25 protein-coding genes and 1 tRNA gene are annotated in these 27,000 nt (G+C 27.9%); 2 read left to right on the top strand and 24 right to left on the bottom strand.

Translation table 11 applies throughout. The features are described 5' to 3' along the window. Positions 1–6 precede the first annotated feature (6 nt). The 5 genes from KGF48_RS05715 to polA all read right to left on the bottom strand — a co-directional run bounded on the left by KGF48_RS05715 (position 7) and on the right by polA (position 5,822). A complete protein-coding gene (locus KGF48_RS05715) occupies positions 7–219 on the bottom strand; it encodes a cation transporter (protein WP_227839866.1) in 213 nt (70 codons plus the stop codon). A 78-nt stretch (positions 220–297) separates the two neighbouring features. Further along, entirely contained in the window at positions 298–2,016 is a 1,719-nt protein-coding gene (locus tag KGF48_RS05710) for an ABC transporter substrate-binding protein (RefSeq protein ID WP_227839864.1), read from the bottom strand. Then, on the bottom strand, positions 2,016–2,570 hold the full coding sequence (locus KGF48_RS05705) for a lytic transglycosylase domain-containing protein (protein ID WP_227867817.1): 555 nt from the start codon (positions 2,568–2,570) through the stop codon (positions 2,016–2,018). The genes KGF48_RS05710 and KGF48_RS05705 overlap by 1 nt, the downstream gene beginning before the upstream one ends. Beyond that, entirely contained in the window at positions 2,563–3,165 is a 603-nt protein-coding gene (gene coaE / locus KGF48_RS05700; protein WP_227839855.1) for a dephospho-CoA kinase, read from the bottom strand. The genes KGF48_RS05705 and coaE overlap by 8 nt, the downstream gene beginning before the upstream one ends. An 8-nt stretch (positions 3,166–3,173) precedes the next feature. After that, positions 3,174–5,822, bottom strand: coding sequence for a DNA polymerase I (gene polA, locus KGF48_RS05695; RefSeq protein WP_227827059.1), 2,649 nt, complete (start codon positions 5,820–5,822; stop codon positions 3,174–3,176). Between the two features lie 339 nt (positions 5,823–6,161). On the opposite strand from polA, the gene KGF48_RS05690 reads away from it, so the two are divergent. Then, positions 6,162–6,244 (top strand) — tRNA-Leu (locus KGF48_RS05690). 231 nt (positions 6,245–6,475) lie between these two features. Here the strand turns inward: KGF48_RS05690 and KGF48_RS05685 are convergent. Continuing rightward, complete coding sequence (locus KGF48_RS05685; protein ID WP_227839073.1) at positions 6,476–7,351, bottom strand: LysR family transcriptional regulator; 876 nt, start codon at positions 7,349–7,351, stop codon at positions 6,476–6,478. A 136-nt stretch (positions 7,352–7,487) separates the two neighbouring features. Here KGF48_RS05685 and KGF48_RS05680 point away from each other — a divergent pair, with 136 nt between their 5' ends. Beyond that, positions 7,488–7,835: a cupin domain-containing protein gene (locus KGF48_RS05680; protein WP_227827057.1), complete on the top strand. Its 348-nt coding sequence runs from the start codon at positions 7,488–7,490 to the stop codon at positions 7,833–7,835. 220 nt (positions 7,836–8,055) lie between these two features. On the opposite strand, the gene KGF48_RS05675 is transcribed toward KGF48_RS05680, so the two are convergent. From KGF48_RS05675 to KGF48_RS05590, 18 genes are all read right to left on the bottom strand, one after another. Further along, positions 8,056–8,499 carry a hypothetical protein gene (locus KGF48_RS05675; RefSeq protein ID WP_227827056.1) on the bottom strand — a complete coding sequence of 148 codons (444 nt, stop codon included), beginning with the start codon at positions 8,497–8,499 and terminating at the stop codon, positions 8,056–8,058. 2 nt (positions 8,500–8,501) lie between these two features. Further along, a complete protein-coding gene (locus KGF48_RS05670; protein ID WP_227839074.1) occupies positions 8,502–8,699 on the bottom strand; it encodes a helix-turn-helix transcriptional regulator in 198 nt (65 codons plus the stop codon). Positions 8,700–8,849: 150 nt separating this feature from the next. Beyond that, positions 8,850–9,722: an AraC family transcriptional regulator gene (locus KGF48_RS05665; protein WP_227839075.1), complete on the bottom strand. Its 873-nt coding sequence runs from the start codon at positions 9,720–9,722 to the stop codon at positions 8,850–8,852. 333 nt (positions 9,723–10,055) lie between these two features. Continuing rightward, the gene (locus KGF48_RS05660; RefSeq protein WP_227839076.1) at positions 10,056–10,925 is read right to left on the bottom strand and encodes a nitroreductase family protein; all 870 of its coding nucleotides are present in this window, start codon (positions 10,923–10,925) and stop codon (positions 10,056–10,058) included. Between the two features lie 505 nt (positions 10,926–11,430). Continuing rightward, a complete protein-coding gene (locus tag KGF48_RS05655; RefSeq protein ID WP_227827053.1) occupies positions 11,431–11,652 on the bottom strand; it encodes a hypothetical protein in 222 nt (73 codons plus the stop codon). Between the two features lie 506 nt (positions 11,653–12,158). Next, complete coding sequence (locus tag KGF48_RS05650; RefSeq protein WP_227839077.1) at positions 12,159–13,139, bottom strand: SPASM domain-containing protein; 981 nt, start codon at positions 13,137–13,139, stop codon at positions 12,159–12,161. A 163-nt stretch (positions 13,140–13,302) separates the two neighbouring features. Beyond that, entirely contained in the window at positions 13,303–14,175 is an 873-nt protein-coding gene (locus KGF48_RS05645; protein ID WP_227839078.1) for a metallophosphoesterase, read from the bottom strand. Positions 14,176–14,338: 163 nt separating this feature from the next. Beyond that, positions 14,339–14,890, bottom strand: coding sequence for a helix-turn-helix domain-containing protein (locus KGF48_RS05640; protein ID WP_227434053.1), 552 nt, complete (start codon positions 14,888–14,890; stop codon positions 14,339–14,341). A gap of 20 nt (positions 14,891–14,910) precedes the next feature. Next, positions 14,911–15,813 carry a glycyl-radical enzyme activating protein gene (locus KGF48_RS05635; protein WP_227827049.1) on the bottom strand — a complete coding sequence of 301 codons (903 nt, stop codon included), beginning with the start codon at positions 15,811–15,813 and terminating at the stop codon, positions 14,911–14,913. 14 nt (positions 15,814–15,827) lie between these two features. Beyond that, a complete protein-coding gene (locus KGF48_RS05630) occupies positions 15,828–18,200 on the bottom strand; it encodes a formate C-acetyltransferase/glycerol dehydratase family glycyl radical enzyme (protein ID WP_227867816.1) in 2,373 nt (790 codons plus the stop codon). A gap of 211 nt (positions 18,201–18,411) precedes the next feature. Then, complete coding sequence (locus KGF48_RS05625) at positions 18,412–18,966, bottom strand: DUF2812 domain-containing protein (protein WP_227839080.1); 555 nt, start codon at positions 18,964–18,966, stop codon at positions 18,412–18,414. A gap of 101 nt (positions 18,967–19,067) precedes the next feature. After that, positions 19,068–19,859 carry a zinc transporter ZupT gene (gene zupT / locus KGF48_RS05620; RefSeq protein WP_413894786.1) on the bottom strand — a complete coding sequence of 264 codons (792 nt, stop codon included), beginning with the start codon at positions 19,857–19,859 and terminating at the stop codon, positions 19,068–19,070. A gap of 162 nt (positions 19,860–20,021) precedes the next feature. Beyond that, entirely contained in the window at positions 20,022–21,185 is a 1,164-nt protein-coding gene (locus KGF48_RS05615) for a M20 family metallopeptidase (protein WP_227839082.1), read from the bottom strand. Between the two features lie 63 nt (positions 21,186–21,248). Next, a complete protein-coding gene (locus tag KGF48_RS05610; RefSeq protein ID WP_227839083.1) occupies positions 21,249–22,436 on the bottom strand; it encodes a hypothetical protein in 1,188 nt (395 codons plus the stop codon). 336 nt (positions 22,437–22,772) lie between these two features. Beyond that, positions 22,773–24,473, bottom strand: coding sequence for an ABC transporter ATP-binding protein (locus tag KGF48_RS05605; RefSeq protein WP_227839084.1), 1,701 nt, complete (start codon positions 24,471–24,473; stop codon positions 22,773–22,775). 249 nt (positions 24,474–24,722) lie between these two features. After that, positions 24,723–24,998 carry a PTS sugar transporter subunit IIB gene (locus KGF48_RS05600; protein WP_227434042.1) on the bottom strand — a complete coding sequence of 92 codons (276 nt, stop codon included), beginning with the start codon at positions 24,996–24,998 and terminating at the stop codon, positions 24,723–24,725. A gap of 128 nt (positions 24,999–25,126) precedes the next feature. Continuing rightward, entirely contained in the window at positions 25,127–25,660 is a 534-nt protein-coding gene (gene mobB / locus KGF48_RS05595; protein WP_227839085.1) for a molybdopterin-guanine dinucleotide biosynthesis protein B, read from the bottom strand. A 23-nt stretch (positions 25,661–25,683) separates the two neighbouring features. Next, positions 25,684–26,865 (bottom strand): molybdopterin molybdotransferase MoeA, encoded by a 1,182-nt coding sequence (locus KGF48_RS05590; RefSeq protein WP_227839086.1) that lies wholly within the window; start codon positions 26,863–26,865, stop codon positions 25,684–25,686. Positions 26,866–27,000 lie beyond the last annotated feature (135 nt).

The raw sequence follows: 27,000 nt of genomic DNA, 5'->3' as shown, positions 1-27,000 counted from the left end.
ATTTTTTTATTCAATTCCTTTTAATTCAAAACCTAACTCTGCTATTACTTCTTTTAACTTATCAACTGACACATCATCTTTCATGTCTACAGATGCACATTTATTTTCTAAATCTACATCTAAAACTTCAACATCATCTATATCTTCTGTTAATGCAGTTTTAAGATGATTTACACAGTGTCCACAACTCATACCTTCTACTAATAGTTTCTTTTTCATATCAATTACCTCCTTATACCCTATAAGGGTATTTTATCATACAGTTTAAATTTTTTAAATATAAATTAATCATTTAATTTATTTTGATTCATTTGAGCTTATATCTAAGTTAGAGATTCCCTCATATACATCAAATTCATTTGGAGTAATTTTTCCTTTTAGTCTACTATTGCTTACAATATAGTTGTTTCTAATAGCTAAACTGATAAATGTTACATTGTCTCTAACATACTTCTGTACAACTTTATATGCTTTCTTTGTTTCAATTTCAGATGCAGAACTTGTCAGTGCAGACATATATCCATTTAACTTATCATCAGTATATCCACTGCTTGCTATTATACTACTTACATCTGGTACGCTCGATAAATTCCACCCTACCAATGCTAAATCGTAATTTTTAGAATTAAGCACACTTTCCATTTCTTTATCTGATAACTGATTTATTGTATTGTTTATTCCTATAGCTTTTAGGTTTTCACTTATTATATGTGATGTTTTTAGCCTCTCACTATTATCTTTATTTACTATTATTTTTAAATTCATTTCAGAAAGTCTTTTCTTTACTTCATCTTTTTCTTTATTTTTTTTATCTTCAGCTTCTTTTTTTACTCTCTCAGCTTCTTCTTGTTCAGCCTTTTTTTGTTCTTCAGCAGTAAGTTTTTTTGTATTTTTTTTAGTTGATTTTTTTTGTTTTTTATCTACTTTATCATTTTTTGTATTCACTGCATTTATATTTGCATATTCTATTTTATTAAGATACTCAATTGCTTTATCTTTATTGTATTCTAAATCTTTCACATCACTACTATAATATTTTGATTTTGAGTTAAGTGGAAAATTAACAGGAGTTGCATCATCCATATAACCTTCACTAATAATTCTATTTTTATTTATAGAATGTGCAATTGCTTTTCTAAAATTGACATCCTTAAAAAAAGAATTATTGTAATTAAATAATACACATTCATAATCTCTACCTTGATATTTTGTTATATTAAACTCTTTTTCTTGAAATTTGCTCAAATCATTCAGTGTAACATTTGTTATATCACTATCAAGAGCCATAACCATAGATGTTCTAGCATCTTCATTAGGAACCATTCCCACTTTTACATTTTTCATAGCTTTAGGAACTTCTTCATAGTAATCCTTGTTCACAGATAAAATCATTCCTTCTCTTTCTGTATATGATTCTATTTTATATTTCCCATTTCCTATCATATTATTATTTTTGTCATTTACATCTTTTGAATCTAAATGATTTTGAGATACTATTGGAAAAATTAAACTATCAATAGAAAAAGCATATTTAGCTTTAAATTTTATTGTAAAATCTTTATCTGATTTAATATTTACAGAAGCTATATTTTTTGTAAATTCATTATATGGACTTTCTGCACTTTTTTGAATTAAACCAATTGTATAGTTTACATCATTTGAAGTAACAGCTTTCCCATCATGCCATTTTGCATCATTTAGCTTTATATCTATACTCATTCCATCTTGAGCTATATTGTACTCCTTCACTAATTGAGGAGTTACATTATAGTTTTCATCTATTGTAAACAAACCATCATAGATTAAGTTCATTATGTAGCCAACAGACTTATCAGTATTTGTTATAGGGTTTATAGTCTTAGGAGTCACCATCGTTAAGTTTATATATTTGGCATCTATAGAGCTTTGACTTTTAATACTTGATTCGCTACTACTTTGTTTTGTTTTTGTATTACTACAACCAACTATCATAAGAGTTATAGCTAAAATTATTGTTAAGATTTTTATTTTCTTCATTAGTTTTTCCCCTTCTCGCCATATATCTTATTATAATTTTTATAATTATTTTTTACTTTTTCTACATACTTTGAAGTTTGTTTAAAAGGTATATCATGTAGATTCTTTCCATCTTTACTATATTCGTTATTTTCTAACCATTTCTTTACATTACCTGAACCACCATTATATGCAGCTATTACTAAATCCAATGAACCAAATTCTTTATATAATTTATTTAAATACCAACAACCAATTCTTATGTTAGTTTCTGGGTCAAAAATATCGATATTTTCTAGATTCAGTTCTTCCGCTCCCCAATCTCTAGTTATGTCTAGTATTTGCATTAACCCTTTGGCCTCTTTTTTTGAAACAGCAGAACTATTAAACTTACTTTCTGCCTTTATGACACTGTAAACTATATTTTCATCTAAATTAAATTCTTTAGAATATTTTTCTACATACTCTGAGTATTTTTTAGGATACAAAAACTTATGTATTATTTTACTTTCCATTAATAGTGCCCCAAATAAGATTATAAAAATAGATAGAATCAATACTTTCTTATTATTCACGCCAATTCTCCTTCATGTATTCAATAAATTTGTATACTTTATTCTCTAATTCAGTTATTGTTCCCGAATTATCTATTATATAATCACCATATTTGGATTTTTCTTCCTGACTCATTTGTGAATTTATTCTGCTAAGTGCTTCTTGTTTACTACAATTATCTCTCTTTTGTATTCGGCTAATTTGTACTTCTTGTTTACAAGTAACCACTAATAGCTTATCTACTATTTCCAAAAATCCACTTTCTACTAATATTGCTGCATCTAATATTACTATCTTTTCGCCTTTTTTTCTGGCTTCTTCTATATCACTTATTATTTTTTCTCTTATTATTGGATGTGTCAGATTATTTAACTCATTAAGTTTTTCTTCGTCATTAAAAACTATTTTCCCAAGAGCTTTTCTATCTAAAGTCCCATCATCCTTTTTTATATTTCGACCAAAATGTTTAAATACTGCTTCTAATAACAACTTATCATCAAATATTTGTCTAGATATAATATCTGCATCCACTATAATAATGTTAAATTTTCTAAATATATTTGATAGGCTGCTTTTTCCACAGCCTATTCCTCCTGTAAGTCCTAATATCAACATAAAATCACCTACTTTGTCTCATACCACGAACTACCAACATTTAAATCTACATCTAAGTGAACATCCATATTTACAGCATTTTCCATTTCATCTTTTACAATTTTTTTAACTATATCTATTTCATCGTCAATTGCTTCAACTATCAATTCATCATGAACTTGTAGTATAAGTTTTGATTTCAAATTATTTTCTTCTAACTTTTTGTGAACATTTATCATAGCAATCTTTATTATATCTGCTGCACTTCCTTGTATTGGTGCATTCATTGCAAATCTCTTCCCTCTATTTCGCTCCATAAAATTGCTAGACTTTATTTCTGGTATATATCTCCTTCTGTTTAAGATAGTCACAGCATAACCATCTTCACTAGCCTTTTCTACTGTAGTGTCCATAAACTCTTTTATCTTATGATATTTAGCAAAATAACTTTCTATATACTCTTTTGCTTTTGGAACAGGTATATTTAAATCATCCGCCAATCCAAAATCACTTTTACCATATATAATACCAAAGTTTACTGCCTTAGCTGCACCTCTTAGCTCACTAGTTACATCTTCCATAGAAACATTAAAAACTTGTGAAGCTGTTTTAGTATGAATATCTTCATTATGTTTGAATGCTTCTATCATATTTTCATCTTGACTCATATGTGCAAGAACTCTAAGTTCTACTTGTGAGTAATCGGCATCAACTAGCTTACAATTTTCATCTGCAATAAACACCTTTCTTATTTTTCTACCCATTTCCATTTTTATAGGTATATTTTGAAGATTTGGTTCTGTAGATGAAATTCTTCCAGTAGTTGTTATAGTTTGATTAAATGATGAATGAATTCTATTACTTTCTGGATTTATTATGTTTAGAAGACCTTCAACATAAGTAGAGTTCAGCTTTACTATTTGTCTATACTCAGTTATTTTATCGATTATTGGATGTTTATCCCTTAATTTTTCTAAAACATCTGCATTAGTTGAGTATCCAGTCTTAGTTTTTTTGATTATTGGAAGTTCTAATTTTTCAAACAATATAACACCTAATTGTTTTGGTGAATTTATATTAAATGGCTCTCCTGATAATTCATAGATTTCCTTTTCTAGTGTAGAAATTATTTCTTTAAACTCAATGCTTAGGTCATCTAATATACTCTTATCTACTTTTATACCTTCATACTCCATATGTCCTAAAACTTCCACTAAAGGCATTTCTACATGATAAAAAAGACCATCCATACTCATATCGATTAAACTTCTTTCCATCATAGGAATTGTTTCTTTAACTGTGCATATTATTTGCCCCATATACTCAGCTAACTCTTCAAATTCTAAATCTTCGTAGTTCTTAGATTTAACACCTTTACCTAGTAATTCTTCTTTTGATTTAACTTTTTTTGATAAGTATTTCATAGCTATAGCACTACAGTCATATGAGGTAGATGAAGTAGAATCTATTAAATACTCAGCTATTGTTATATCAAAATTTATATTTTCCAAGTTTATATTATATGGCTTTAAAGATATATAATCATCCTTTAAATTATATCCAAATTTCTTGATTTCTTTATTTGAAAGTATACCATCTAATTTTGTCATCTCATCTGAATCTATATAATATATTTTTTCTCCATCTACACTTATAAAGATATATATTATATTTTTTTCAAGTATATTACCTTGTCCTCTAACAGTTTTTAAAATAACTTGTCCTTTTTTATTTACTTCGTCTATAAATTTATCTATATCTTTTAATTTTAATATTTCTATTTTTTCTTCTACTTGTTCAGTATCATCTGAGTCAACCAAATCAACTAATCTTGATAAAAGACTTGTAAATCCAAAATATCTAAACTTATCTAAAAGTTCATCTTTATCATAATCGCCAAAAATCATACTATCTAAATTTACTTCTATTGGTACATCCCTTATAATTGTTGCAAGCCTTTTACTTTGAATGGCTATTTCTTTATTTTCTTCTATCTTCTTTTTTACACTTCCTTTAAGTTTATCTGTATTTTCTATTAAATTCTCTATGCTAGAAAACTCTTTTATAAGTTTTATTCCTGTTTTTTCTCCTATTCCAGGTACTCCTGGTATGTTATCTGACTTATCTCCCATAAGCCCTTTTAAATCAATAAACTGAGTTGGAGTCATTTCATATTTTTCAATTACAGAGTTAAAATCATATTCTTCAACTTCTCCTACACCCTTTTTTGTTATAAGAGTAGTAGTCTTATCTGAAGCAAGTTGAATGGCATCTTTATCTCCAGTTACTATGTATACCTTATATCCATTATCCTCTGCTTTTTTAGAAACAGTTCCTATAATATCATCAGCTTCATAACCATCTATTTCTAATCTATTTATTTTAAATTTATCTAAAAGGTCTTTTAGTGGCTGTAATTGCTCCGCTAATTCATCTGGCATTCCCTTTCTTCCTGCTTTATACTCTTTATACTCTAAGTGTCTAAATGTAGGTGCTTTTCTATCAAAAGCTACACTTATATGTGTTGGTTTATATATATCTATTATTTTAAACAACATTGTCGTAAATCCGTATATAGCATTAGTTTTTAAGCCTTCTTTATTATTCATTTCTGGCAAAGCATAAAACGCTCTATTTATTATTGAATTTCCATCTATTATAATTAATTTTTTTTCCAAATTATATCACTCCTAAAGATTCTCTATTTTTGTAACATATATATTATATACCAATATGCTATTATTTAATATTCCCATAATAATAATAGTATATTAAAATTAAATATGTTGCAAACAATATATTTTTTTGCTATAATAATAAACATGACATGACCGAGTGATGGAATTGGTAGATGCAATTAACTCAAAATCAACTGTGTTGATTCATAAGTTTGCGTAAGAAAATGCTAGTATTTATGATATTTTGACAGTTTAATGAGTGTTTTGTATTCAATATTCCTCTTGCATGTTCTCAGAAAATCTGGTAGGATATACAAGTAGTTCGGATTTAAAATATAAGCCGCTGTGGCGGAACTGGCAGACGCATACGACTCAAAATCGTACGGGAAACCATATGGGTTCGAGTCCCATCAGCGGCACCAATAAATTACAACTCTTTAGTTTAGACTAAAGAGCTTTTTTATTGCCATATTCCCTAAATATTCATTAAAACTTATTCTTTTACTTTCAATATTATGTATGGAAATAAATGATTTTTGATTTGTTTCTAGCTTTTATTCAGTAAACTTCAACTTATCCAAAATATGCAATTATGACTGCTTTAAAGTAGTCTATATTTTCTATTCGTGTAACATAACCAATTTAAAAATACTCTAGTACATCTGTTTAACAATAGAAATAAAATCACAAAGATTCTTAGACATCCACTTATCTTTATGATAAATGAGTTGAGAAACAATATTATAGTTTGTAGAATATGGAATCTTAATTAATTCATGCCTTTTTAATTCCTTCTCTACTGCAAGCTCTGGGAGAAGACACAACCCAAGACCACTAAGCACTGTTTGTTTAATTACCTGAATACTCCCTGTTTCAAGAACTATTTTAGGAACTACAGCTGATTCAGATAATTCTTTTTCAAATAGACTTCGATAACAACAGCCCTCCCCTGTTAAAATAAAAGGAATATCTTGAAAGTCTTGAATATACACATTTTCTTTTAACACTAGTTTACTATCTGGAGCAGATAAAATACATATTGGCTCATCATTTTTCAATACAGAAACAACAGACTTATCAGTAACAGGAGAATCAAGGATAAACGCAACATCAATTGTATTGTCTGCAAGTAATGGAATAAAATCAGATGAATCCAAAGTCTTCAAAAACAAATCAACATCAGGATATTTCTCTTTATATATTTTAATAATTTCAGGTAGTTTAAAAATACAAATAGATTCTGAAGCCCCAATAACAATACGCCCTGAATCAGTGTGGTTTTCATACATATTTTTAATATCAGATGAAAGTAGAATCATTTTTTTTGCATAGGGAATTAACATTTCTCCTTCTCTAGTTAGTGTGACACTTTTTCCTATACGCTCAAAAAGGTGTACATCTAATTCTTTTTCTAGTTGCTGTATATGAGTTGTAATATTTGATTGTGCATAATTAAGATATTCAGCAGTTTTAGTAAAATTTTTGATTTTACTAAGTGTTAAAAAGGTCTTCAGATGTTTTAACTCCATATTTATTACACCTCCAGTATTATCTAAATTTAAGATTGATATAATCTAATCAATCTATTTAACAAATAGTCAAATAAATGTTAGCATATACATATACTAAAAGTCAAATAAAACCAATAATTACAGGAGGCTTATAATGTTAACAAAATCTAATATAATTAAAGAAGTAAATAATATCGAACAACTATACATCTATAAAAAAATAGGAATTATCAATAATAATGTACTAAGTGTTGTTCAAGTGGCAAATAGAAGCTTAGATTTTCATATTCATGAAAAATCAGATGAACTATTTTATGTAATCGAAGGAGAGTTTGAGTTAGAAACTCAAGAAGGATTAACAAAAGTTGAGGAAGGAGAATTTATTATTGTACCCAAAAATACACTACATAGACCTGTAGTTAAAAAACTTACAAAATTTCTAATGGTTGAATTGGATGGAACTCTTAATAAAGAAAACAGTGGCGATTTATATGAAGATTAATCCCTTTAAAAGCATATAGAAATTACTCTGAAATAAAGTACTACAATATTTTTCTTTAAAGCCTATATAATCTTTATCTATAAAAAAGCCACAAAATATAATATATACTTGTGGCTTTTTATAAATTTGTATATATAATTATTAAAGATATCATCTGAAATTATCTTAAAAATCTAAAACTTAAAACGTTAATATTTTTATTGTGATTTTTAATTTTTTATTACAACTTTTTATCCAATTTATTATATACAACTACGCTACAAATAAATTGAAATAAAAGAAGTAACCCAAGCCCAATTAAAACCCATTTACTTATTACCATTACTGAGAATACACTCAATATAGATACTATAAATATAATAATCACTAAAACATAAGACATAATTTGGTTGGTAATACGTCCAGATTTATCACGTAACATAACTCTTCTCTCATCATTCATCTCTATTATTTGATTCTCTACCTTTTTCTCATACTCTTTAGCCCTTTCAGGTTTACTCCAATATATATACTGGAGTATCATACATATTCCAGGACCTAAAGATGCTCCAGCAAGTCCCCATATAAAAGCTTCAAATGAAAATTCTGTCAATGTAGCTAATAAAATAAATAAAACTCCAAAAACAAGATAAACAATACCTATATATAATCTGTTCTTTTTCATTTTTACTCCTCCTCATAAATAAATATTTCTTCAATACTCATATCAAAATATCTTGCTATTTTAAATGCTAAAATAATTGATGGGTTATATCTGCAATTTTCTAATGAACCAATAGTTTGTCTTGAGACTTGTAAGGCAATGGCAAGCTCTTCTTGCTTTATCCCTTTCTTTTTTCTTATTTCTTCTAATCTATTTTTCACATTTATCACCTTAAATCATTTCATTTTATGTAAAGTTTACTTTCCATAATTATACACCTATATACGTTTTATGTAAAGTTTACTTTCCATATTTCACAAAAAATAACAGACTATTTTTAGTCTGCTATTTTAAAATTTCATCTTATTTCTCTAGTTTTGAATTTGTTTCTTAATTGGAATCCAAACTTCTACTGTATAATCAGGAGCATTAATATCACCTTTAGGATAAAGTTCTATATCTGGTAAACTAGCATACTCATACCCAGAACTTGGTAGCCATTCAGTAATAATTCTTTTTTGCAATTCCTGTATAGCAGTAGCATTTGGCATTGGAGAAACACATTCAAATACTGCCCATGTACCTGATGGTATAAAATATTCATAAGTATTTTCTAAAGTATGTCTATCTGTTGGTGCAGCAATATAATAGTCTAAGTCCTTTCCATTCATACATGTACTGACTCCAAGTAATCCATAAGGTTCATGATTTATTAATTTCAAAAGTTTTTCAATCATTCCACTTTGTATAGATTTAGCCCATAACTTGGGAACCTTATCAAAACACTCCTCTACAATCATATTCATATGTTCTTTTACTCCAACAATACGAAATCCCTTTTTTTCCACAATACGATATTGCATTTCTACATTTCCCTTTACATAAATAGTTAAGGTTATCCTAGGATATGCTTTTAAAATAACGCCTTTCGCTCTAGCAGCAGATGGAGAAATATTATGTATGTTTTGAAAAGCCCTATTAAAAGATGTAGGCGAATCATAACCATATTTCTCAGACAGCTCTAAAATTTTGATATTACTATTTTGTAGTTCAAGCGCTGCCTTAGTCATACGTCTACGTCTAATATATTCAGACAAAGGTACTTCTGCAATATATGAGAACATTCTTTGAAAATGGAAGGTGGAACAGCATGCAATTTTTGCTGCTTCTGCATAATCCACTCCACTTTCAAGATTGTCTTCAATGTAAGTAATAGCTTGATTTAATTTATTTATCCATTCCATTTAACATTCCCTCCAAGCAAATTATACAGTTTAATAAAATAATATACCTCTCAATCTATGCACAAAATTGTAAGCTTTAAAATACTATTTCAAAAATAGATACAGATTCAGTTTAAAGTATAACATTTACTCATTTAGCTATCAATTTTATATTGGCTTTATATCAAATCCAATAATTTACATTAATAATCCTCTTTTACATAAAATTTGTCAACTAATAATGCTAAAATTAAATTATACAACAAAAGAGTTCAATGACATTATTCTATATAATGTTATTGAACTCTTTATAGAAATTAATTTAAGTAAAACTAAATTAAATATTAAACTGTTTTATATATTACAATATCCAACTATTTTATATTCTTCCGGTATTTTATAATCTTTATCTGGAGTACCTAAATTCCATTTTAACTCAAACATAGTTGCACTTATTATTGTTGCAAAATAAAGCATAACTATACCAATATCTATTTTTTCTTCATATAGATTAGTATGACCATCTTTTCTAACTGCTAAAACTACAACTCCTCCATCAACTATAAATCTCCATGGCTGTCTGTTTAATGTAGATGGAGCTAATCTTGCATAATGGAATGCATCAAGAAGTGCTCTCTCTTCTAATATATTTGTATTTGCATTATTTCCCCACTCATCCATATAAACTACTTCTTCTACACCTAAACGAGAAGAACTATTGTCTGAAACAACTTGCATATCAGATTTTGAATAATTCTCACCAGTCTTTGTAGCATTTAGTACTTTAGTATTGCTTGCATTTTCTCCATATCCAATAGCAATAATTCCTGTTACCTCTTTGTCTGAGTCAATACCAAGTTTATCTAATACCTTTTTGCTATCCTCAAAAGTAACCCAACAAGAGCCTATTCCAAGGTCTGTTACCTTAAAAATTATATTTTCTCCTATGTATCCTGAATTTTCGATGTAATTATCTTTTACTTCAGATAATATTATAATATAACTTGGAGCATCTATCATATTTCCTTTATATCCTGCTATTTTATCTAAATTGTCAAAAACTTCACTTCTATTCATTACTCTTATATCAACTTCTATCTCTGGAACTAGTTTCTTACAAGATTCTGAGTATTTCTTAATCTCACTAAGATACTCTTCTTTAATATCTGCCTTTTTATATTCTCTAACAGACTTTCTATTTAATATGATTGTTTTATAATTCATAATTTTATCCTCCCCAAACTAGTATATTATTAATTATATACCCATTAATGTAATATTTTACGCATTTGTTTAATAAATAATAATTACAATTTTGTAATTATTATTTATTAATAATATTCCACTTTTACATTCATAATGACCAGTTGTGCAAAATCCATTGCCAACCTTCAAATAAAAACATATTATAAAGATAATATAAAATAAACAAACAAATCTTAACAAAAAATTAAACTTTTTTTACACGAAAGAAGGCTTCCCGTTGCCTTCTTTATTTTTTTGCAAAAAAATAGACTGCTTCTAAAATGATTTTACATTTTTGAAACAGCCAAAGTATTTTATAATGACAACTATATTTGAGGATGTGAGGGAGAGTTGTCATTATAAATTTAGGGTAATTATATTATGTTTTAAGCTAGTTCTTTCTATATTTCTATAATACATTACATATATGAATTTTATATGATATCTGTATAAACGACATATGAAATTATATATTTTAATTATATTAAATCTTATTATTACATTTACTGCAACAATACTCATATGTCTCTACATTGTTTGGAATATTTACAAATACAAATTCTTTACAGTTGTCACAATACTTTAGTATAGATATAGTTCCACAAGTGTAACATTCAAATGTCACACACTCCTCACTCTCTTCTATTACTTCAAATTTTTTACTATGTTCACCACACTCTGGGCACTTGCGATTATTTACATTCATAAATACTCCTCCTTATTAGTATAGTTAAAAACATGTCAAAAACTTAATCAAATGTATTTTATATTACTTATTATATATTCTATAATAAATCATATTCCTAGATAATAAAACAAATTAAATAAAAAAAAACCATAAATTTTAAATTTATGGATTAATTCTTGTAATGATAACTCTATTTGAGGATGTGAGGGAGGGTTATCATTACAATAGGGTATTATATTATGGTTTTTAAGCTAGTCTTTCTATACTCTATATAATACATCTGTTATATGAATTTTATATGATTTTTACATAAATATTTTATGAAGTTTAAAATTTTTGACTAATTTTGTCTCTGTAAAAAGTCCTCTAAAAATCCATAACATCATAAAAAGCCAGCATTTAAGTAAAACATCATAAAAAAATTTGTTCAACAATCTTAACAAGTTATATCACCTCATTAACGATTATTGACACAAAACTAAACAACCAATCTATAAATTATTCCTAAAACTTAATTTTGATAATTATTGATATACAATTTCTAGATTATCAATCTTATTTTGCATCTCTAAGAAAATTTCCTCAACTGAATTGTCAAATATATTGCCTAAATAAACTCTTTTATCTTTTTGAATGGAATAAGATTTTACACTGCCGTCAGAAGAAATGTATACATGGCTCCATTCTGCACCATATTTTGAAAATCTTTCTCTTATATCTTTAAACCTCATATCTTCTATTTTTATTGCTTTTCCTCTAGCTCCTCTTACTACTGTATGCCCTCTTTTTATCAAACTAGTTATTTTTATATCTTCTTTTAATTTAACATGTATATTGTCATTCTCTGAATATACATTCCATATTACTTTATGACGATAATCATCTAATTCTCTTATCAAACTTCTTTCAATAGTAAAACTATCTTTAGTTACTATAATTAAGTCAAAATGGTCTAACATATATTGAAATACTTCTTTCATATCTTTATTTTTTAGAATATCTTCACCAATAACTTCTATAAACCTACATCCTTTTTCATACATACACTTTAATAAGCTTATAACTTCAGAAAAATATTGAACCCTATTGTCATTACCATCTATCTCTATTGTAAAGTATAAAGGTGTAAGATATACTTTATTTCCTGTTATCTCAAAAACACTTGATAATGTTTGTGCCTCATCTTCAAAGGTTAAATACTCATTATCATAAAACATAAAAAATTCCATAACTTTATCTCTCATATCAGGGATATTTCTGTATCTGTTGGATAATATATCTAATACATCTTTAGTAGTATTTTTCCCATCACATTCTGCTAGTACAACAACTTGCTTCCAACTTAAACTATCCACACTCCCTATACTTTTTTCATATCCATTTGCCTCATCATAAATGGGACCAATTATGATATTTTCTTTTGGCCACATATGAACTCTAGTTCCATCTTTTAATTTTGGATATTTGTTTTTTACAGATTCATAAAATCTACTCATATCACCCATGATTTTTGACTACCCCCTATATTTTAAATATTACATGCTAAAAATAGCATTTTATTTGCATCAATCAAATAATTATTAAAAATTTATAATTGTATCTATTTGATATGGTTTTACATCAATTTTATATATATGTCATTGATGTTTATATACACAAAAAACCTTATTAATTAGACCTTAATGTAATTCTTACTACTTCTGGTTTACAATTAAGTCTAATAAGAACTTTTGAGCCTCCTAAGCCTTTATTTAAAACCATAGTGCTACTACCTTTTTCATATTTTCCCCAGTCATACTTAGGAAAAAACTCTCTATTTGGAGATAGTACACCTCCAATAAAAGGTATTCTTATTATACCGCCATGAACATGACCAGCCAGAACTAAATCAGCGCCCCATTTTACATATTTTTCAAAGAAGAACGGCGTATGAGCTAAAAGTATATTATACTCATTTTCGTTTATTTTACCTAACTTATCTTCTACAAAACTGTCACTCAATTCTAACTTTTTGTTATTAGCAAAAAAATATGGATAGCATCCCAATGGTATGATTAAACCATATAGATTAATATAACTATCTCCTTTATATATTCTTACAGATTCATTTTCCATATTTATTATTTTTTTTGAATACAATTCCTTAAAATAATCCTCATATAGATGTTTGTATTTTTTTATTAAAGATTTTTGTTCATGATTTCCAATTATATGGTATACTTCATATTTTTTTACTAAATTATCAATTAAATCTAATGCAATTTGAAAATTTTTATTTTCTCCATCAACTAAATCTCCTGTTATAAATATAACATCTGGATTTAAGGATTCAATTTTATCTATCAATGTTTTGTTATTGTTTTTGTCAAATACCTTATTATGTAAATCACTTACTTGAACTATTTTAAAGCCGTTAAATTCCTTTGGAATTTTTTCATTAAATATGGTATATTCTATTGTTTCTATATGTTGAGTTTCATACTTATACAGAATATATAAGATTGCTAATACTAATACTGTCAATAAAACTTTCATAATCATATATTCTTCCTCTTTATTATATTTTATTAATATTATTATAATGCTTTTATGTTTATTTTAAAACAATAATGTTAGTACATGTATACAAATCTTTTCGACATTACAAAAATAAGTTATCCATTTTGGTAATAAATATTTATTCCCAAAATGGATAACTATAAAATTATCTATAAACTTCTATATTATGAAATACAGTTCTTCCATTATTTAAATTTTTATATAAATGTTCTAGCGTCCCATCAAATCTAATTGAATGTCCAGACTCTAAAATATAAGTTTTTCCATCTACATTAAGCTCAAGTTTACCTTCTATTACAAGTACATACTCTTCCAGAACATGACTATGTGTAGATGAAACATGAGTACAATTTGCTTCAAGCTCAATTATAAAAAGTTCAAACCTTCTTTGAGGGCTAAAAGGATATATGGGATATAACTTCATATTGCCTTGCTGTTCAATAATAGGTTCCACATCCTCTTTTTTTATAACCTCATAAGTGTTTGTATTTTCATTTAACAGTGTTGTAAAATTTATTTTGAATCCAGATGAAATTTTCCATAAGGTAGATACAGTGGGGCTAGATTCACCTCTTTCAATCTGTCCCAGCATTGCTTTACTAACTCCTGTCATCTTTGAAGCTTTATCTAAACTTATGCCCATGTCTTGTCTTAATAACCTTAAATTTTCTCCTACATTAGGAAATTTATTATCCATGTTAAAATCCTCCTGATAGTCTATTTGTATTCTATGATTTTTACGCCTGTAAGTTCTACTATCTCTTTTAATTTTAACATATGGCTATTGCAAATTTCATCAAATTCATACATATAATCTTCAAGCCCTAATGCTTTATATTTATCAAGTCCAAATTTATGATATGGAAGTAATTCCATCTTTCCACCTAAAACATTTTGTTTTACAAATAATGCAGTGTTTCTTATATTTTCTTCACTATCATTCACTCCAGAAATAATTGGTACTCTTATAACCATAGATTTGTTTAATTTTGAAAGTCTACATATATTTTCTAATATTATCTCATTACTTACTCCTGTATATGCTCTGTGAACATTATCATCCATAGATTTTATATCTACAAATATATGGTCTATTTTTTCAAAGACATCTTTCACTTTATTCCACTCAAAATATCCACAAGTTTCAATTGCTATGTTTATACCTTTATTATAAAAAACATCAACTAATTCTCTTAAAAAATCAATTTGAAGTGTGGGTTCTCCTCCAGAAAAAGTTACTCCTCCGTTAGACTCAAAGAAAAATATAAAATCTTTTTCAACTTCCTTTACAATCTCTTCAACACTCATCTCTTCAGTCATTATACAGATAGCATCATTGAGACATGTTTTAACACATCTTCCACACAAATCACACTTATTATTTATTTGACTTCTATCAGATAATGAACTTATATTTTGAGGACAAACATCTATACACCTATTACAAGATATACACTTATCCTTCATAACTCCTAGCTTTACTATATTGCTCCATGAGTCTGGATTAGAACACCACTTACATTTTAATTTACATCCTTCTAAAAATATAGTAGTTCTTATTCCATCACCATCATTTACTGAAAAATGTTGTACCTTTACAACTTTACCTTTTTTACTCATAATCTACCTCATAATTAAAATTTACTATGTGAGTTTCTAGCTATTATAGCATCTTGCATCTCTCTTGATAAATTAACAAATTGAGTACTATACCCAGCAACTCTCACTAATAAATCTTTATATTCTTCTGGATTTTCTTGAGCTTTTAATAAGACATTATTTGATATTGTATTAAATTGTACATGGAATCCACCTAGTGCAAAATACGATTTAACCATAGAAGCTAGGTTTCTAAGTCCTCTTTCTGTTTCAACCAAATCTTGATTAAATCTTAAATTTAGAAGTGTTCCTCCAGTGTGAACATCATGATTTATTTTTGATGCAGATTTCATAGCTGCTAATGGACTTGTTGTATCAGTTCCAACAAATGGAGAAACTCCTTCTGTCAAAGGTTTTGTGGCTTTTCTTCCACATGGAGTTGCACCTACTATTTTTCCAGTTGGAACATAGTTTGATATACCCATAAATGCACTATTAAATTTAGATCCAAAAATATCCTTATATTTTCTAGTTTCACTATAATAAAAATCAGAAACTTCAATAGCCAATGAATCTACATAATCATTGTCATTTCCATATTTAGGGACATCTAAAGCAAACTTTCTTAATTCTTCATAGCCTTCCCAATCATTATTTAATGCCTTTGTTAACTCTTCTAATGTAGTAACCTTATCTTCAAATACTAATTTTTTTATAGCTGCCAATGAGTTTGAAACTACACCTAATCCTATACCTGTTAAGACAGGTCCTATATTGTATTTTGCTCCACCTTTACTCAAATCAATACCTTTATCCAAACAACCATCTACACAAGTAGATAAAAATGGTCTCGGTACTATTTCTTTATGAATTTGTTGAGCAACAGTAGTTCCTATAACAGAATTTTTTATAAGATATGCTAGTTGCTTTAAAAACTCTTCTTTAACTTCTTCAAAAGATGCAAATTCGTTGATATTTTTTACATCTAATCCCATTTTTTCTCCAGTTAATCTACTCTTACCTTCATTCATAGCATATTCCAGTGCTGCTGCAAAATTAATATTTACTGCTGAAGTCCATTGACCTGTCTTTCTAAAGTGAGGAACAACACAACCACAATTGCTCCAATCTCTTGCATCTTCTGCATCATATCCATCTTGAAGTAACATTTGTGCTCCTGCACTATCACTGTGTATAGCAGGAAAACCAGTACCTTGTTTTACCAATTTCGCAACTGCCATAACAAAATCATCTGGTGCTCCCTGACTTATTCTAACACTTAAACCTGGTTGATGAGTTTTTACACTTTCTGTTGCCTTTAAACACATATATGAAATATCATTAGTTCCATCAGTTCCATTTCTCTTTTTGCCACCAACAGTAAGGTTTTGAAATTGGTTGTATCCTGCAAAATAATTTGCTGTATTTGCTGATATTGTCCATACCCACTCTGATAGCTTAATCCATAGCGCCTCTATCAACTCTTGAGCCTCTGATTTAGTTATATTCCCTTCTTTAGTATCTTTTTCATAATATGGATACATATATTGGTCAAATCTACCTAAGTTCAACGCTAATGGATTTTCAGATAAAACACCACCTAATTGCACAAACCATACAAATTGTATCGCTTCATAAAAACTAGTTGGAGGATTTGCTGGTACATTCTCACATACTTCTGATATTTTTATAAGTTCTAACTTTCTTTTTGAATCTTTCTCTGATTCACTCATTTCTTTTGCAAGTTTTGAATATCTATTTGCCAATGTCATGATACCATCTGCAACGATAGAAACAGACTTATAGAAATCTATTTTTTCAATATTTTCTGAAATTGATATGTCTAGTTCTTTTATCTTCTTATCTACTTCTTCCTTGATACCCTTGTATCCTTTTACAAATAATATATCTTGATAATCTGGAGTTACTTCCCCTACTGCCTGTCTCCACTTAGAATCATTATCTATTATTCCTGTATCTACCAATATCTTAGCTGTATCTTCTGGAATTCTTGCTAAAAAAACTTCTTCCAAAGATTTACCCTTCCAATATGGAAATATCTCTTTTCTTATAAATTCTATTTGATCTTTTGATATTACATATGGGTCTTGAGTTCTTTCATCAAAAGTATCCATTTCCTTATCTACCCATTGCCAAGAAAATTCTGGTGTTAATATACCTGTTCTTCTGAATTTACCAGCTGTACCTACAATTAATTCATTCTCAAATATTTTTATAGGAAGTTCTTTGCATGTATCTAAAAAAGCTTTTGCTCTTCTTATACATATGGCTTCTCCCTCAGTCTTTTTATGTGATTCTGTAAAAATTCTAGCCCTTTCACAACATATCATAGGTTTAGAATTAACGTATTCTTGTCTAAATGCTTCTATTCTATCAGTTTGACTCATTTAAAATCCCCCTTTGGATAATATATATTAATTTTTGTATGTTATAACATACTTTAATTATATTATACTGTCCTTTAACATAAAATGGCAACCATAAATAATGTATTTTTGAATAAAAATACTTGTTCAAAAATAAAATGATAATTTATCAATATAAAAAGAGAGTGTCTTAAAATAATTTTTTAAAATCACTTTAAGACACTCTCCACCTTTACTTATTTAATTTTTTAATCCTTAAGTAATACATTATTCTTCTATATAATTGTACCAAATACAAAGTTAATAACATGATTTGTAATGCGATAGTACAAATATCTACTCCATAACCATTAAATAAATTTCTTATTTCAGTGAACAATAAATATATAAAAATAACTACTAAAATAGTAAATAAAAATAAATTCATGAATAAAATTGATTTTACTTTATCTTTTTTATCTAAATCACTATATAATTTAGGAGGTACATCTTCATATGTTTTAGTCCATACATACCATGAAGATGTACCTATAAAACTACCAATACTTCTAAATATGAGGTTCCATCCTCTAGACTTATATTTATTAAAATAATTTTCCTCAGCATCATAATAATAATCAATAGCGTATTTTATTTTTCTTGGAGTTCCTTTGTAAAAATAAAAGATTCCTCCAAGTTTACTTATCTTATATAAGTTATATCCTTGTTCTTCCATATCTTCTAACCATTCTTCTATCCTATCAGGTGAACTATACCAATCAAATTTAAACTTCATTTTCTTTTCCATAAGATTCACCTCCAAAATGATATTTTTGACATATAATAATCTATTTTAATAATTATATCATTTTGATATTAATTTTAGGTTACAATTAGATATCTAAAAATCTATTTAAATAGCAATAAACTAATAGCCATAACAATCATTCCTGCAATTAATCCATAAATTGATAAATGATGTTCACCATATTCTCTAGCTGATGGTAGTAGTTCATCAAGGGATATAAATACCATAATACCTCCAACAATGGCAAATACAATTCCAAGTGTAGTATCATTTAGAAAATTTCTAAGAAGTACATATCCAATAATTGCTCCTAAAGGTTCTGACATTCCAGATAAAAAAGAATAATAGAAAGCTTTCTTTTTATCTCCTGTAGCATAATACACTGGTACAGATACAGAGATTCCTTCTGGTATATTGTGTATAGCAATTGCTATAGCTATTGGTATTGCTATTGTAGCATCATCAAGCGCTGATATAAATGTAGCTAATCCTTCTGGAAAATTATGAATTGCTATAGCCATTGCTGTAAATATCCCAGTTCTTAAGAGAGATTTATTTTTTTGTATATTTTTTTCATCTACATTTTCCATTTTCTTTATCTCATGAGGATTTTCTTCTTGAGGAATTAACTTATCAATAATTGCAATGATAGCCATTCCTGCAAAAAAAGCTATTACAGTTGACCAGCTTCCTAATTTTTCTCCCATAGACTTCGTTAAAGCATCTTGTGCCTTAGGAAATATTTCTACCATAGATACATAAATCATAACACCAGCAGAAAAGCCTAAACTTACAGAAAGAAATTTAGTATTGGTCTTTTTAGCAAAAAACGCTATACAACTTCCTATTCCAGTAGACAAGCCAGCAAACAAAGTTATTAAAAACGCAAACATTATATTACTCAATTAAATCACCTTCTTTTTAATTGATATTGATTATCATTTTCTTTTATAGTATCATATCTTTTTTTTATAGTCAACATTTATAGTAACTATAGACAATAAAAAAGCAGAGTATAAACTTAGTCTCTGCTTTTTCTTTATAGTATATTAAAATTATTTATTTAAAAAGTCTACTGCATATTGAACATATAAAGCAGTTCCAATCTCTAAGGCATCTTCATCTATATTAAAACACCCATGATGATGAGGATAACAAGCTCCTTTGGCTTCATTTCTAGCGCCTACAAATGCCAATGCACCAGGTGCAATATTCATAAACTCAGCAAAATCCTCTGCTCCTGTTACTTTTTCAAATAGTGCTATACTTTCTTTTCCAAATAGCTTAATTACTGCATCTGTAGCTATCTCTGAGCATTCCTTGTCATTTATAACAGCTGGTGTTAAATATCCATACTCTAACTCAGCTTCTGCTCTATATGCTTCTGTTGTAGATTTTGCAATACGTTCTAAAATCGTAGGAATTTGTTTTCTAAGTTCTGGATTAAATAATCTTATTGTGCCTTCTAGAACAGCTTCACTTGCTATTACATTAAATCTTGTTCCAGAATTTAAAACTCCAACACTTACAACTAGTGGCTCTAAAGGACTTACTTCTCTACTAACCATGGATTGTAGGTTCATAACTAATGCAGAACTTGCAAGTACTGCATCAACACCTTGATGAGGAAGTGAACCGTGGCCACCCTTACCTTTTACAGTAATTTTGAAGAAATCAGCAGAAGCCATTCTTGGACCTTCTTCAACTGATACAGTCCCACACTCCACATCACTCCAAAGATGAATTCCAAATACACCATCTACACCTTCCATAGCACCATCTTTAATCATAGCTCTTGCACCTCTACCTACTTCTTCTCCTGGTTGAAAAAATAATTTCACAGTTCCCTTAATATCATCTTTAATATCATTCAAAACCTTAGCTGCTCCTAAAAGCATTGATGTGTGACCATCATGTGCACAAGCATGCATAAGCCCCTCATTTTTTGATTTGTATTCTACGCCTGTACATTCAACAACTTGAAGTGCATCCATATCTCCTCTAAGTGCTACAGTTTTTCCTGGGTTAGCTCCTTTTATAGTTGCAATTACACCTGTACCTCCAGCTGATACATATGGTACTCCTATCTTATCAAGTTCTTCTTTAATTCTCTTTGATGTTCTAAATTCTTCCATACTTTTTTCAGGATTTTCATGAAATTCTCTTCTAAGTTTGATTACATAATCTTTATATCCATTTGTTATTTCTTTAATATTCATTCCAGACCTCCAAGTGTAACATATTCTTCTTATTATTTAAATGCCTTATTTATTAGTTAAAATTTATATAAGATTTACAAAAATACCTGCTATTACTACAGAAGCTATTGTTACTGTAGTAAATCCACCAACAAGCATCTTTGGAAGCATTTTATCCATCAAAAATTCTTTTTCTTCTGGAGTTTCAGCCAAGGCCTTTACTGCTTCTTCAGTTAATATATAATTTGGTGGGAAACCATAAAGTGCTGTAAGTGAAACTGAAAATGCCATTTCCTTACTTTCACCTAAAAGCTTACCTACTATAATAGAGAATATCCCCATACCTATTACACCAAAAATTATAATTCCTACAAGAGGAACAGCCATTTCAGCAAGCATTGCTGGTGTAGCTTTTGCTAATCCTGCAAATATGAAAGCCATCAATGATGTCATTAACCACCCAAATGAACCTGATTTATTAAGTGGTTTTCTGTCAACTATTCCAAGTTCTGATGCTATTACACCAAATATTAAACAGATAACATATCTTGATACAACTTCATGTGTAAGATTTGTGAATTGCACTGCTAACCATGCTACAAGTCCTAATCTAAGTATTATCATATATGTTGTATCATACTTTTCAGGTAAATCTGGAATTATCTTAAACTTACTCTTTTGCTCAGGTACTTTTTTAGTTTCTTCTTCAACTTTAGTTACAGTCACTTTTCCACTTCTAAAATCTGATAAAAGTCTTTTTCCTTCTTTTTTAAGCATTAATGCTGTGATAGGATAACCTGCAAACCCCTGTGCCACATACATTAAAATTGCTAGAACTGCTAAGCTTGCAAGACCTTTTGCTGTAGCAGCATCTGCCATCATTATAGATGCAACTAATCCTCCAGTAAGAGGAGGTGTAGCTATTACTGCCGTATCCCATCCAAACACTAGAGTTCCTAATGCTAAAGCTCCTACACATATTCCTACTATCCCTGCTAGTGCTATTACTATTGTCTTCCATTGACCTGCTAACTCTTTAATACTCATCATAGTTCCCATATGAGTTATTAATAAAAGCATACCTAACTGTGCCAATGGTGTTCCTAGAGCTGCTAGGTCCACGATATTTTCTGGGAAAAAAGTCCAAAATCCTACTATAAATATAATTGCTGATACAAAAACTGATGGAACAAAAGCTTTAGTTTTTGCTGAAACTACATCTCCTATCGTCAGTGATACTAAAACTAGACAAAAAGCTGTTATTGCTTCCATACAAAATCCCCCCTCATAAATAAATATATTTGTATACAATGTATGTATAGTTATCCATTATTTTACTACTTTTGAAAAACATTTCAAGTCAAAATTCGATTTTTTTCATAAAATTCTATAAATTCTATTAATTAAAGTTAGTTTTCTAAATTATTCTTTTTGTAAAAACGTTACCCTACACATTGGCTATTTTACAGTACTCTTATAAATAGAATTGAGCATAATTTGCAAAAAATAAAACATAGAATACATTTTTCATAAAACATCTCATTAATATAAAATGAATTTGCTTTATAAATCTTAATATATTCTATGTTTATAAATTTAATTTATATGTTAGTTATTGTGTAATCTACTATATACGCCATTTTTGTTTACTAACTCTTCATGAGTACCTCTTTCTTCAATTCCTTTATCTGTCAGTACTATGATTTCATCAGCATTTTTTATAGTAGTCAATCTATGTGCAACAACTAAATTTGTTCTATCTTTGCTTAATTCTTCTAAAGACTCTTGAATTTCTCTTTCTGTTACATTATCTAAAGCGGAAGTAGCTTCATCCAATATTATTATTGGAGGATTCTTTAAAAAGATTCTCGAAATTGAAATTCTTTGTTTTTGCCCACCAGATAATTTTACTCCTCTTTCTCCTATATAAGTGTCATATCCATCTGGCAGAGTTTCTACAAAATCGTGTATTCTAGCTTTTTTTGCAGCATCAATCATCTCTTCATCTGTAGCACTAGGATTTCCACAAAGAATATTATCTCTTATAGTCCCTGTAAATAAAAATACATCCTGTTGTACTATACCTATATTTTTTCTCAATGATTTTAAGCTTACATCCCTTATACTCTTTCCATCAATTTTTATATCACCTTTATCAAATTCATAAAATCTTGGCAATAAATTGCATAATGTAGTCTTTCCTCCACCAGAAGGTCCAACTAGAGCTATAGTTTTCCCAGCTTCTATAGACAGACTCAGATTATCTAATACTTGAGTATCATCTTCATATGTAAAAGATATATTTTCTATGTCGATATTACCTTTTACATGTTCAAGCTCAACAGGGTTTTTAGCTTCTTTTTGATGGTCTTGTTCCATTATCTCTATGAATCTTTTAAAACCTGTCATACCATTTTGATATTGTTCTGTAAAGTTTATCAATTTCTTCATAGGTTGTATAAACATTTTTACATATAATATATATGCAGCAAAATCACCTAAAGTAATTTTTCCAAGATAAGTAAAGTATCCACCAGCTATGACAACTACCCATTCCAAAATATCCATATATAAGTTCATACCAGAATAGTATTCTGCCATTACTTTATAAGAATCTTGTCGTGCTCTCCTAAATAATTTATTGCTTCTTACAAACTTGTTTAATTCTTCCTTTTCAGTACAAAAAGACTTAGTTACTTTCATTCCAGCTATGCTATTTTCTAAAGTTGCATTTACATCACCTATAGTAACTCTACTTTTCATAAAAGCTATATTCATCTTATCTTTTTTTGTTATCGCAAACCAAATTATAAATGGCAATATAGCAAATATTATAAGAGTAAGAGGAATATTTATATCTATAAGTATAAAGAATGAACCAACTAACATTACTATAGAAATGAATAAATCTTCAGGACCATGATGTGCAAGTTCTGTTATATCCATTAAGTCATTTACTATTCTAGACATAGTTACACCAGATTTATTATTATCAAAATAAGTATTTGGAAGCTTCTGTAAGTGTGTAAATACCTCATTTCTCATATCAGCTTGCATATCTACACCAATGACATGTCCCCAATATTGCATAAAATAATTAAGTCCTGCTTTTGCTATAAATATAAGTATAAGTACAACTGCAAAAACTACTAGCATTCTTAAATTTTTATTTGGAACAATGTCATCCATTATATTTCTAGTTATCATAGGATAAACTAAATCACATAAAGAAAATAAGAATGCTGCTATAAGGTCTAATGTAAAGATTTTCTTATATGGTTTATAATATTTGACAAATTGTTTTATCATAAGTTTTAAATCCTCCTTTATCAATACGTCTAAAAAATACCCTTAAATTAGTATAACATAACACTAATTTTAAATCTTTTATAAAATTACAATTCAAAAAAATATTTTTCATAAAATTGAATATTTATTTTATATAATTACATATTTAAAATACACCTAAAAAGAGCCGTATCTATGTAAATAAAATTTTACAAAGATACAACTCTATATTTAGTACTAAATATTTTTTATAACTGTAAACTTAAAAACTTATTTTAAAGCATCCAATATTTTCTTATCTAATGCAGCAGTATTTATACCTGTTATGTATGCTGTTGCTTTTATTGCAGGTATATCATAAGTTGTTGGTAATATAGTAGTAGATACTATTAAATCAGCACCTTCTTGTTTTGTTGCACATTCAGCGATTTTACATTGTATAACTTCTGCTTGTATGTTATTTTCTTTAACCAATCTTTCTACTTTGTCGCAAACTACTGTTGACGTTGCAATTCCTGCTCCACATGCTACTAATATTTTTTTCATATTATCCTCCTACGATTACTATAATGTTTTATAATTCAAAATACGATTTTTATAATTAAATAAATTTCTCATATCTTTATTTATATATAAATAATTATACCATTTTATATCAAAATAATATCTTAAAATTATTCTTTTAATATGTTTTTTATTTCACTATCATTTAATTTTAAAGTATTATTTTTTATACAAGATTCTATGTACTTTGATATAGTTTTGTAGTCATTCAAACCAAACTGCTTAACATTTAAATCATATTCTATATCACTTACAATACCTATCAAATCAGATTTATTTGATAAAATATCCTTATACTTATCTTTTCTAGTTATCTCTAATCTTTTAAATCTGTAATTTTTATACCCCTCTATAATAATCAAATCCATGTCTTCATAAAACCTAATCATTTTATATAGTGGATTTTTATCTTTTAATTCTTCAATATATGCTAACCTCTTATTTGATATTATACAAACTTTTCTCGCACCTGATTTTCTATGTTTATAAGTATCTTTACCTTCCTCATCCATCTCAAAATCATGGCATGTGTGTTTGATAACTCCAACATTATAACCTTCTTTACTTAATTCTTTTACTATACCTTCAATTAATGTAGTTTTACCTACTCCTGAATAGGAAACAATTGATAATATATTATACATAAAACCATATCCCCTTCATAAAACTATATAACAACAACATCTACTAATTGGTTTTCTTTTATTATTTCTCTCTTTTTTATCTTAATCATGCAATTACTTCTTAATGTTGCAGATAATCTAGCCTTGGCATCTTTTTTATCATTTAACTTAACATATAATTTACCTTCATCTGTATATAATTTTCCACTTACAAACCTATCGTTATTTGAGAATTTGTTAAATTCTCCTTTAAATATAGCTTTTATATAATGACTGCTTTCTTTATATGTTAAATACTCAATCACAGGAACAACTACATTATCAAATACCACAATTGCTGCATGTGGATTACCAGAAAGCCCAAACAATATTTTTTCTCCCAATGTAGCTACATAGCAAGCACCTCCAGGTTTAATATTTATCTTCCAAAACAATTCTTTTGCTCCTATGTTTCTAAATACATCTGGTATTAAATCTTTATCTCCAACAGATACACCACCTGTAGTAATTAAAAAATCTACATTTTCTAGCATATCCTTTACTTTTTTTTCTAACTCTTGTATATCATCAGAACAAGTACATATTGTATCTGCTTGTATTCCAAGCTTTAGAAGCTTTGAATATAATGTATATCTATTACTATCATATATTTTACCATCCTCTAAAGTTTCATTTATATCTTGTAATTCTGTTCCTGTATTTAAAACGCCCACTTTTAAATCATCATATACATCTAATTTAGATATTCCAAGACTCGCTAATACTCCTATACCATCATACCCTATATTTTGATTTTTACTAATAATTAATTGACCTTTTTTTATATCCTCACCTTTAAATATATAATTATCATATTCCTTTAGTTTTACATTTAAAGTTATCATATCTTCTCTAATTGTCACATCTTCTTTTTTTACTACACAGTTTGCTCCCTTTGGAATTTTTCCACCAGTCATTATCTTCACTGCTTCATTTTTATTTAATATACCATCAAATACTTCTCCTGCATATAATATTCCTATGACCTTTAAATTTTTATTTTCAGAATTTGCATCATATGCATAACCATCATATGGTGACCTGTCAAATGGAGGACTATCAATTGTTGAATATATATCTTCTGCAACTACTTTATTTACTGCTTCTATAAGATTAACTCTCTTAATCCTACTTATTGGTATAACATTTTCTTCAATAATTTTTATGGCATCTGCTAATCCTATCATTTTAAATACACCCCAATATATTTTTTATATAAATCATTTTAGCTTATATTTAATTATAACTAATTGTTGTCTATAAGTGCAGTTTAAATTTAATGAATCTTATAAAATTATTATTAATTGTATTAATTTCAATTT

The sequence above is a fragment of the Clostridioides sp. ZZV15-6388 genome, assembly GCF_020657755.1.
In the GTDB taxonomy this organism is placed as follows: domain Bacteria; phylum Bacillota; class Clostridia; order Peptostreptococcales; family Peptostreptococcaceae; genus Clostridioides.
This window is presented reverse-complemented; position numbering and strand designations above follow the sequence as displayed.

Coding starts and splice junctions, on each gene's coding strand:
- KGF48_RS05635 (WP_227827049.1), bottom strand. CDS start 15,813: ATGAGTAAAAAAGGTAAAGTTGTAAAGGTACAACATTTTTCAGTAAAT.
- KGF48_RS05625 (WP_227839080.1), bottom strand. CDS start 18,966: ATGGAAAAGAAAATGAAGTTTAAATTTGATTGGTATAGTTCACCTGAT.
- KGF48_RS05650 (WP_227839077.1), bottom strand. CDS start 13,139: ATGGGTGATATGAGTAGATTTTATGAATCTGTAAAAAACAAATATCCA.
- KGF48_RS05600 (WP_227434042.1), bottom strand. CDS start 24,998: ATGAAAAAAATATTAGTAGCATGTGGAGCAGGAATTGCAACGTCAACA.
- KGF48_RS05685 (WP_227839073.1), bottom strand. CDS start 7,351: ATGGAGTTAAAACATCTGAAGACCTTTTTAACACTTAGTAAAATCAAA.
- mobB (WP_227839085.1), bottom strand. CDS start 25,660: ATGTATAATATATTATCAATTGTTTCCTATTCAGGAGTAGGTAAAACT.
- zupT (WP_413894786.1), bottom strand. CDS start 19,859: ATGTTTGCGTTTTTAATAACTTTGTTTGCTGGCTTGTCTACTGGAATA.
- KGF48_RS05640 (WP_227434053.1), bottom strand. CDS start 14,890: ATGGATAATAAATTTCCTAATGTAGGAGAAAATTTAAGGTTATTAAGA.
- KGF48_RS05710 (WP_227839864.1), bottom strand. CDS start 2,016: ATGAAGAAAATAAAAATCTTAACAATAATTTTAGCTATAACTCTTATG.
- KGF48_RS05615 (WP_227839082.1), bottom strand. CDS start 21,185: ATGAATATTAAAGAAATAACAAATGGATATAAAGATTATGTAATCAAA.
- KGF48_RS05665 (WP_227839075.1), bottom strand. CDS start 9,722: ATGGAATGGATAAATAAATTAAATCAAGCTATTACTTACATTGAAGAC.
- KGF48_RS05605 (WP_227839084.1), bottom strand. CDS start 24,473: ATGATAAAACAATTTGTCAAATATTATAAACCATATAAGAAAATCTTT.
- KGF48_RS05590 (WP_227839086.1), bottom strand. CDS start 26,865: ATGATAGGATTAGCAGATGCCATAAAAATTATTGAAGAAAATGTTATA.
- KGF48_RS05655 (WP_227827053.1), bottom strand. CDS start 11,652: ATGAATGTAAATAATCGCAAGTGCCCAGAGTGTGGTGAACATAGTAAA.
- KGF48_RS05715 (WP_227839866.1), bottom strand. CDS start 219: ATGAAAAAGAAACTATTAGTAGAAGGTATGAGTTGTGGACACTGTGTA.
- KGF48_RS05660 (WP_227839076.1), bottom strand. CDS start 10,925: ATGAATTATAAAACAATCATATTAAATAGAAAGTCTGTTAGAGAATAT.
- KGF48_RS05680 (WP_227827057.1), top strand. CDS start 7,488: ATGTTAACAAAATCTAATATAATTAAAGAAGTAAATAATATCGAACAA.
- KGF48_RS05630 (WP_227867816.1), bottom strand. CDS start 18,200: ATGAGTCAAACTGATAGAATAGAAGCATTTAGACAAGAATACGTTAAT.
- KGF48_RS05645 (WP_227839078.1), bottom strand. CDS start 14,175: ATGATTATGAAAGTTTTATTGACAGTATTAGTATTAGCAATCTTATAT.
- KGF48_RS05675 (WP_227827056.1), bottom strand. CDS start 8,499: ATGAAAAAGAACAGATTATATATAGGTATTGTTTATCTTGTTTTTGGA.
- coaE (WP_227839855.1), bottom strand. CDS start 3,165: ATGTTGATATTAGGACTTACAGGAGGAATAGGCTGTGGAAAAAGCAGC.
- KGF48_RS05610 (WP_227839083.1), bottom strand. CDS start 22,436: ATGGAAGCAATAACAGCTTTTTGTCTAGTTTTAGTATCACTGACGATA.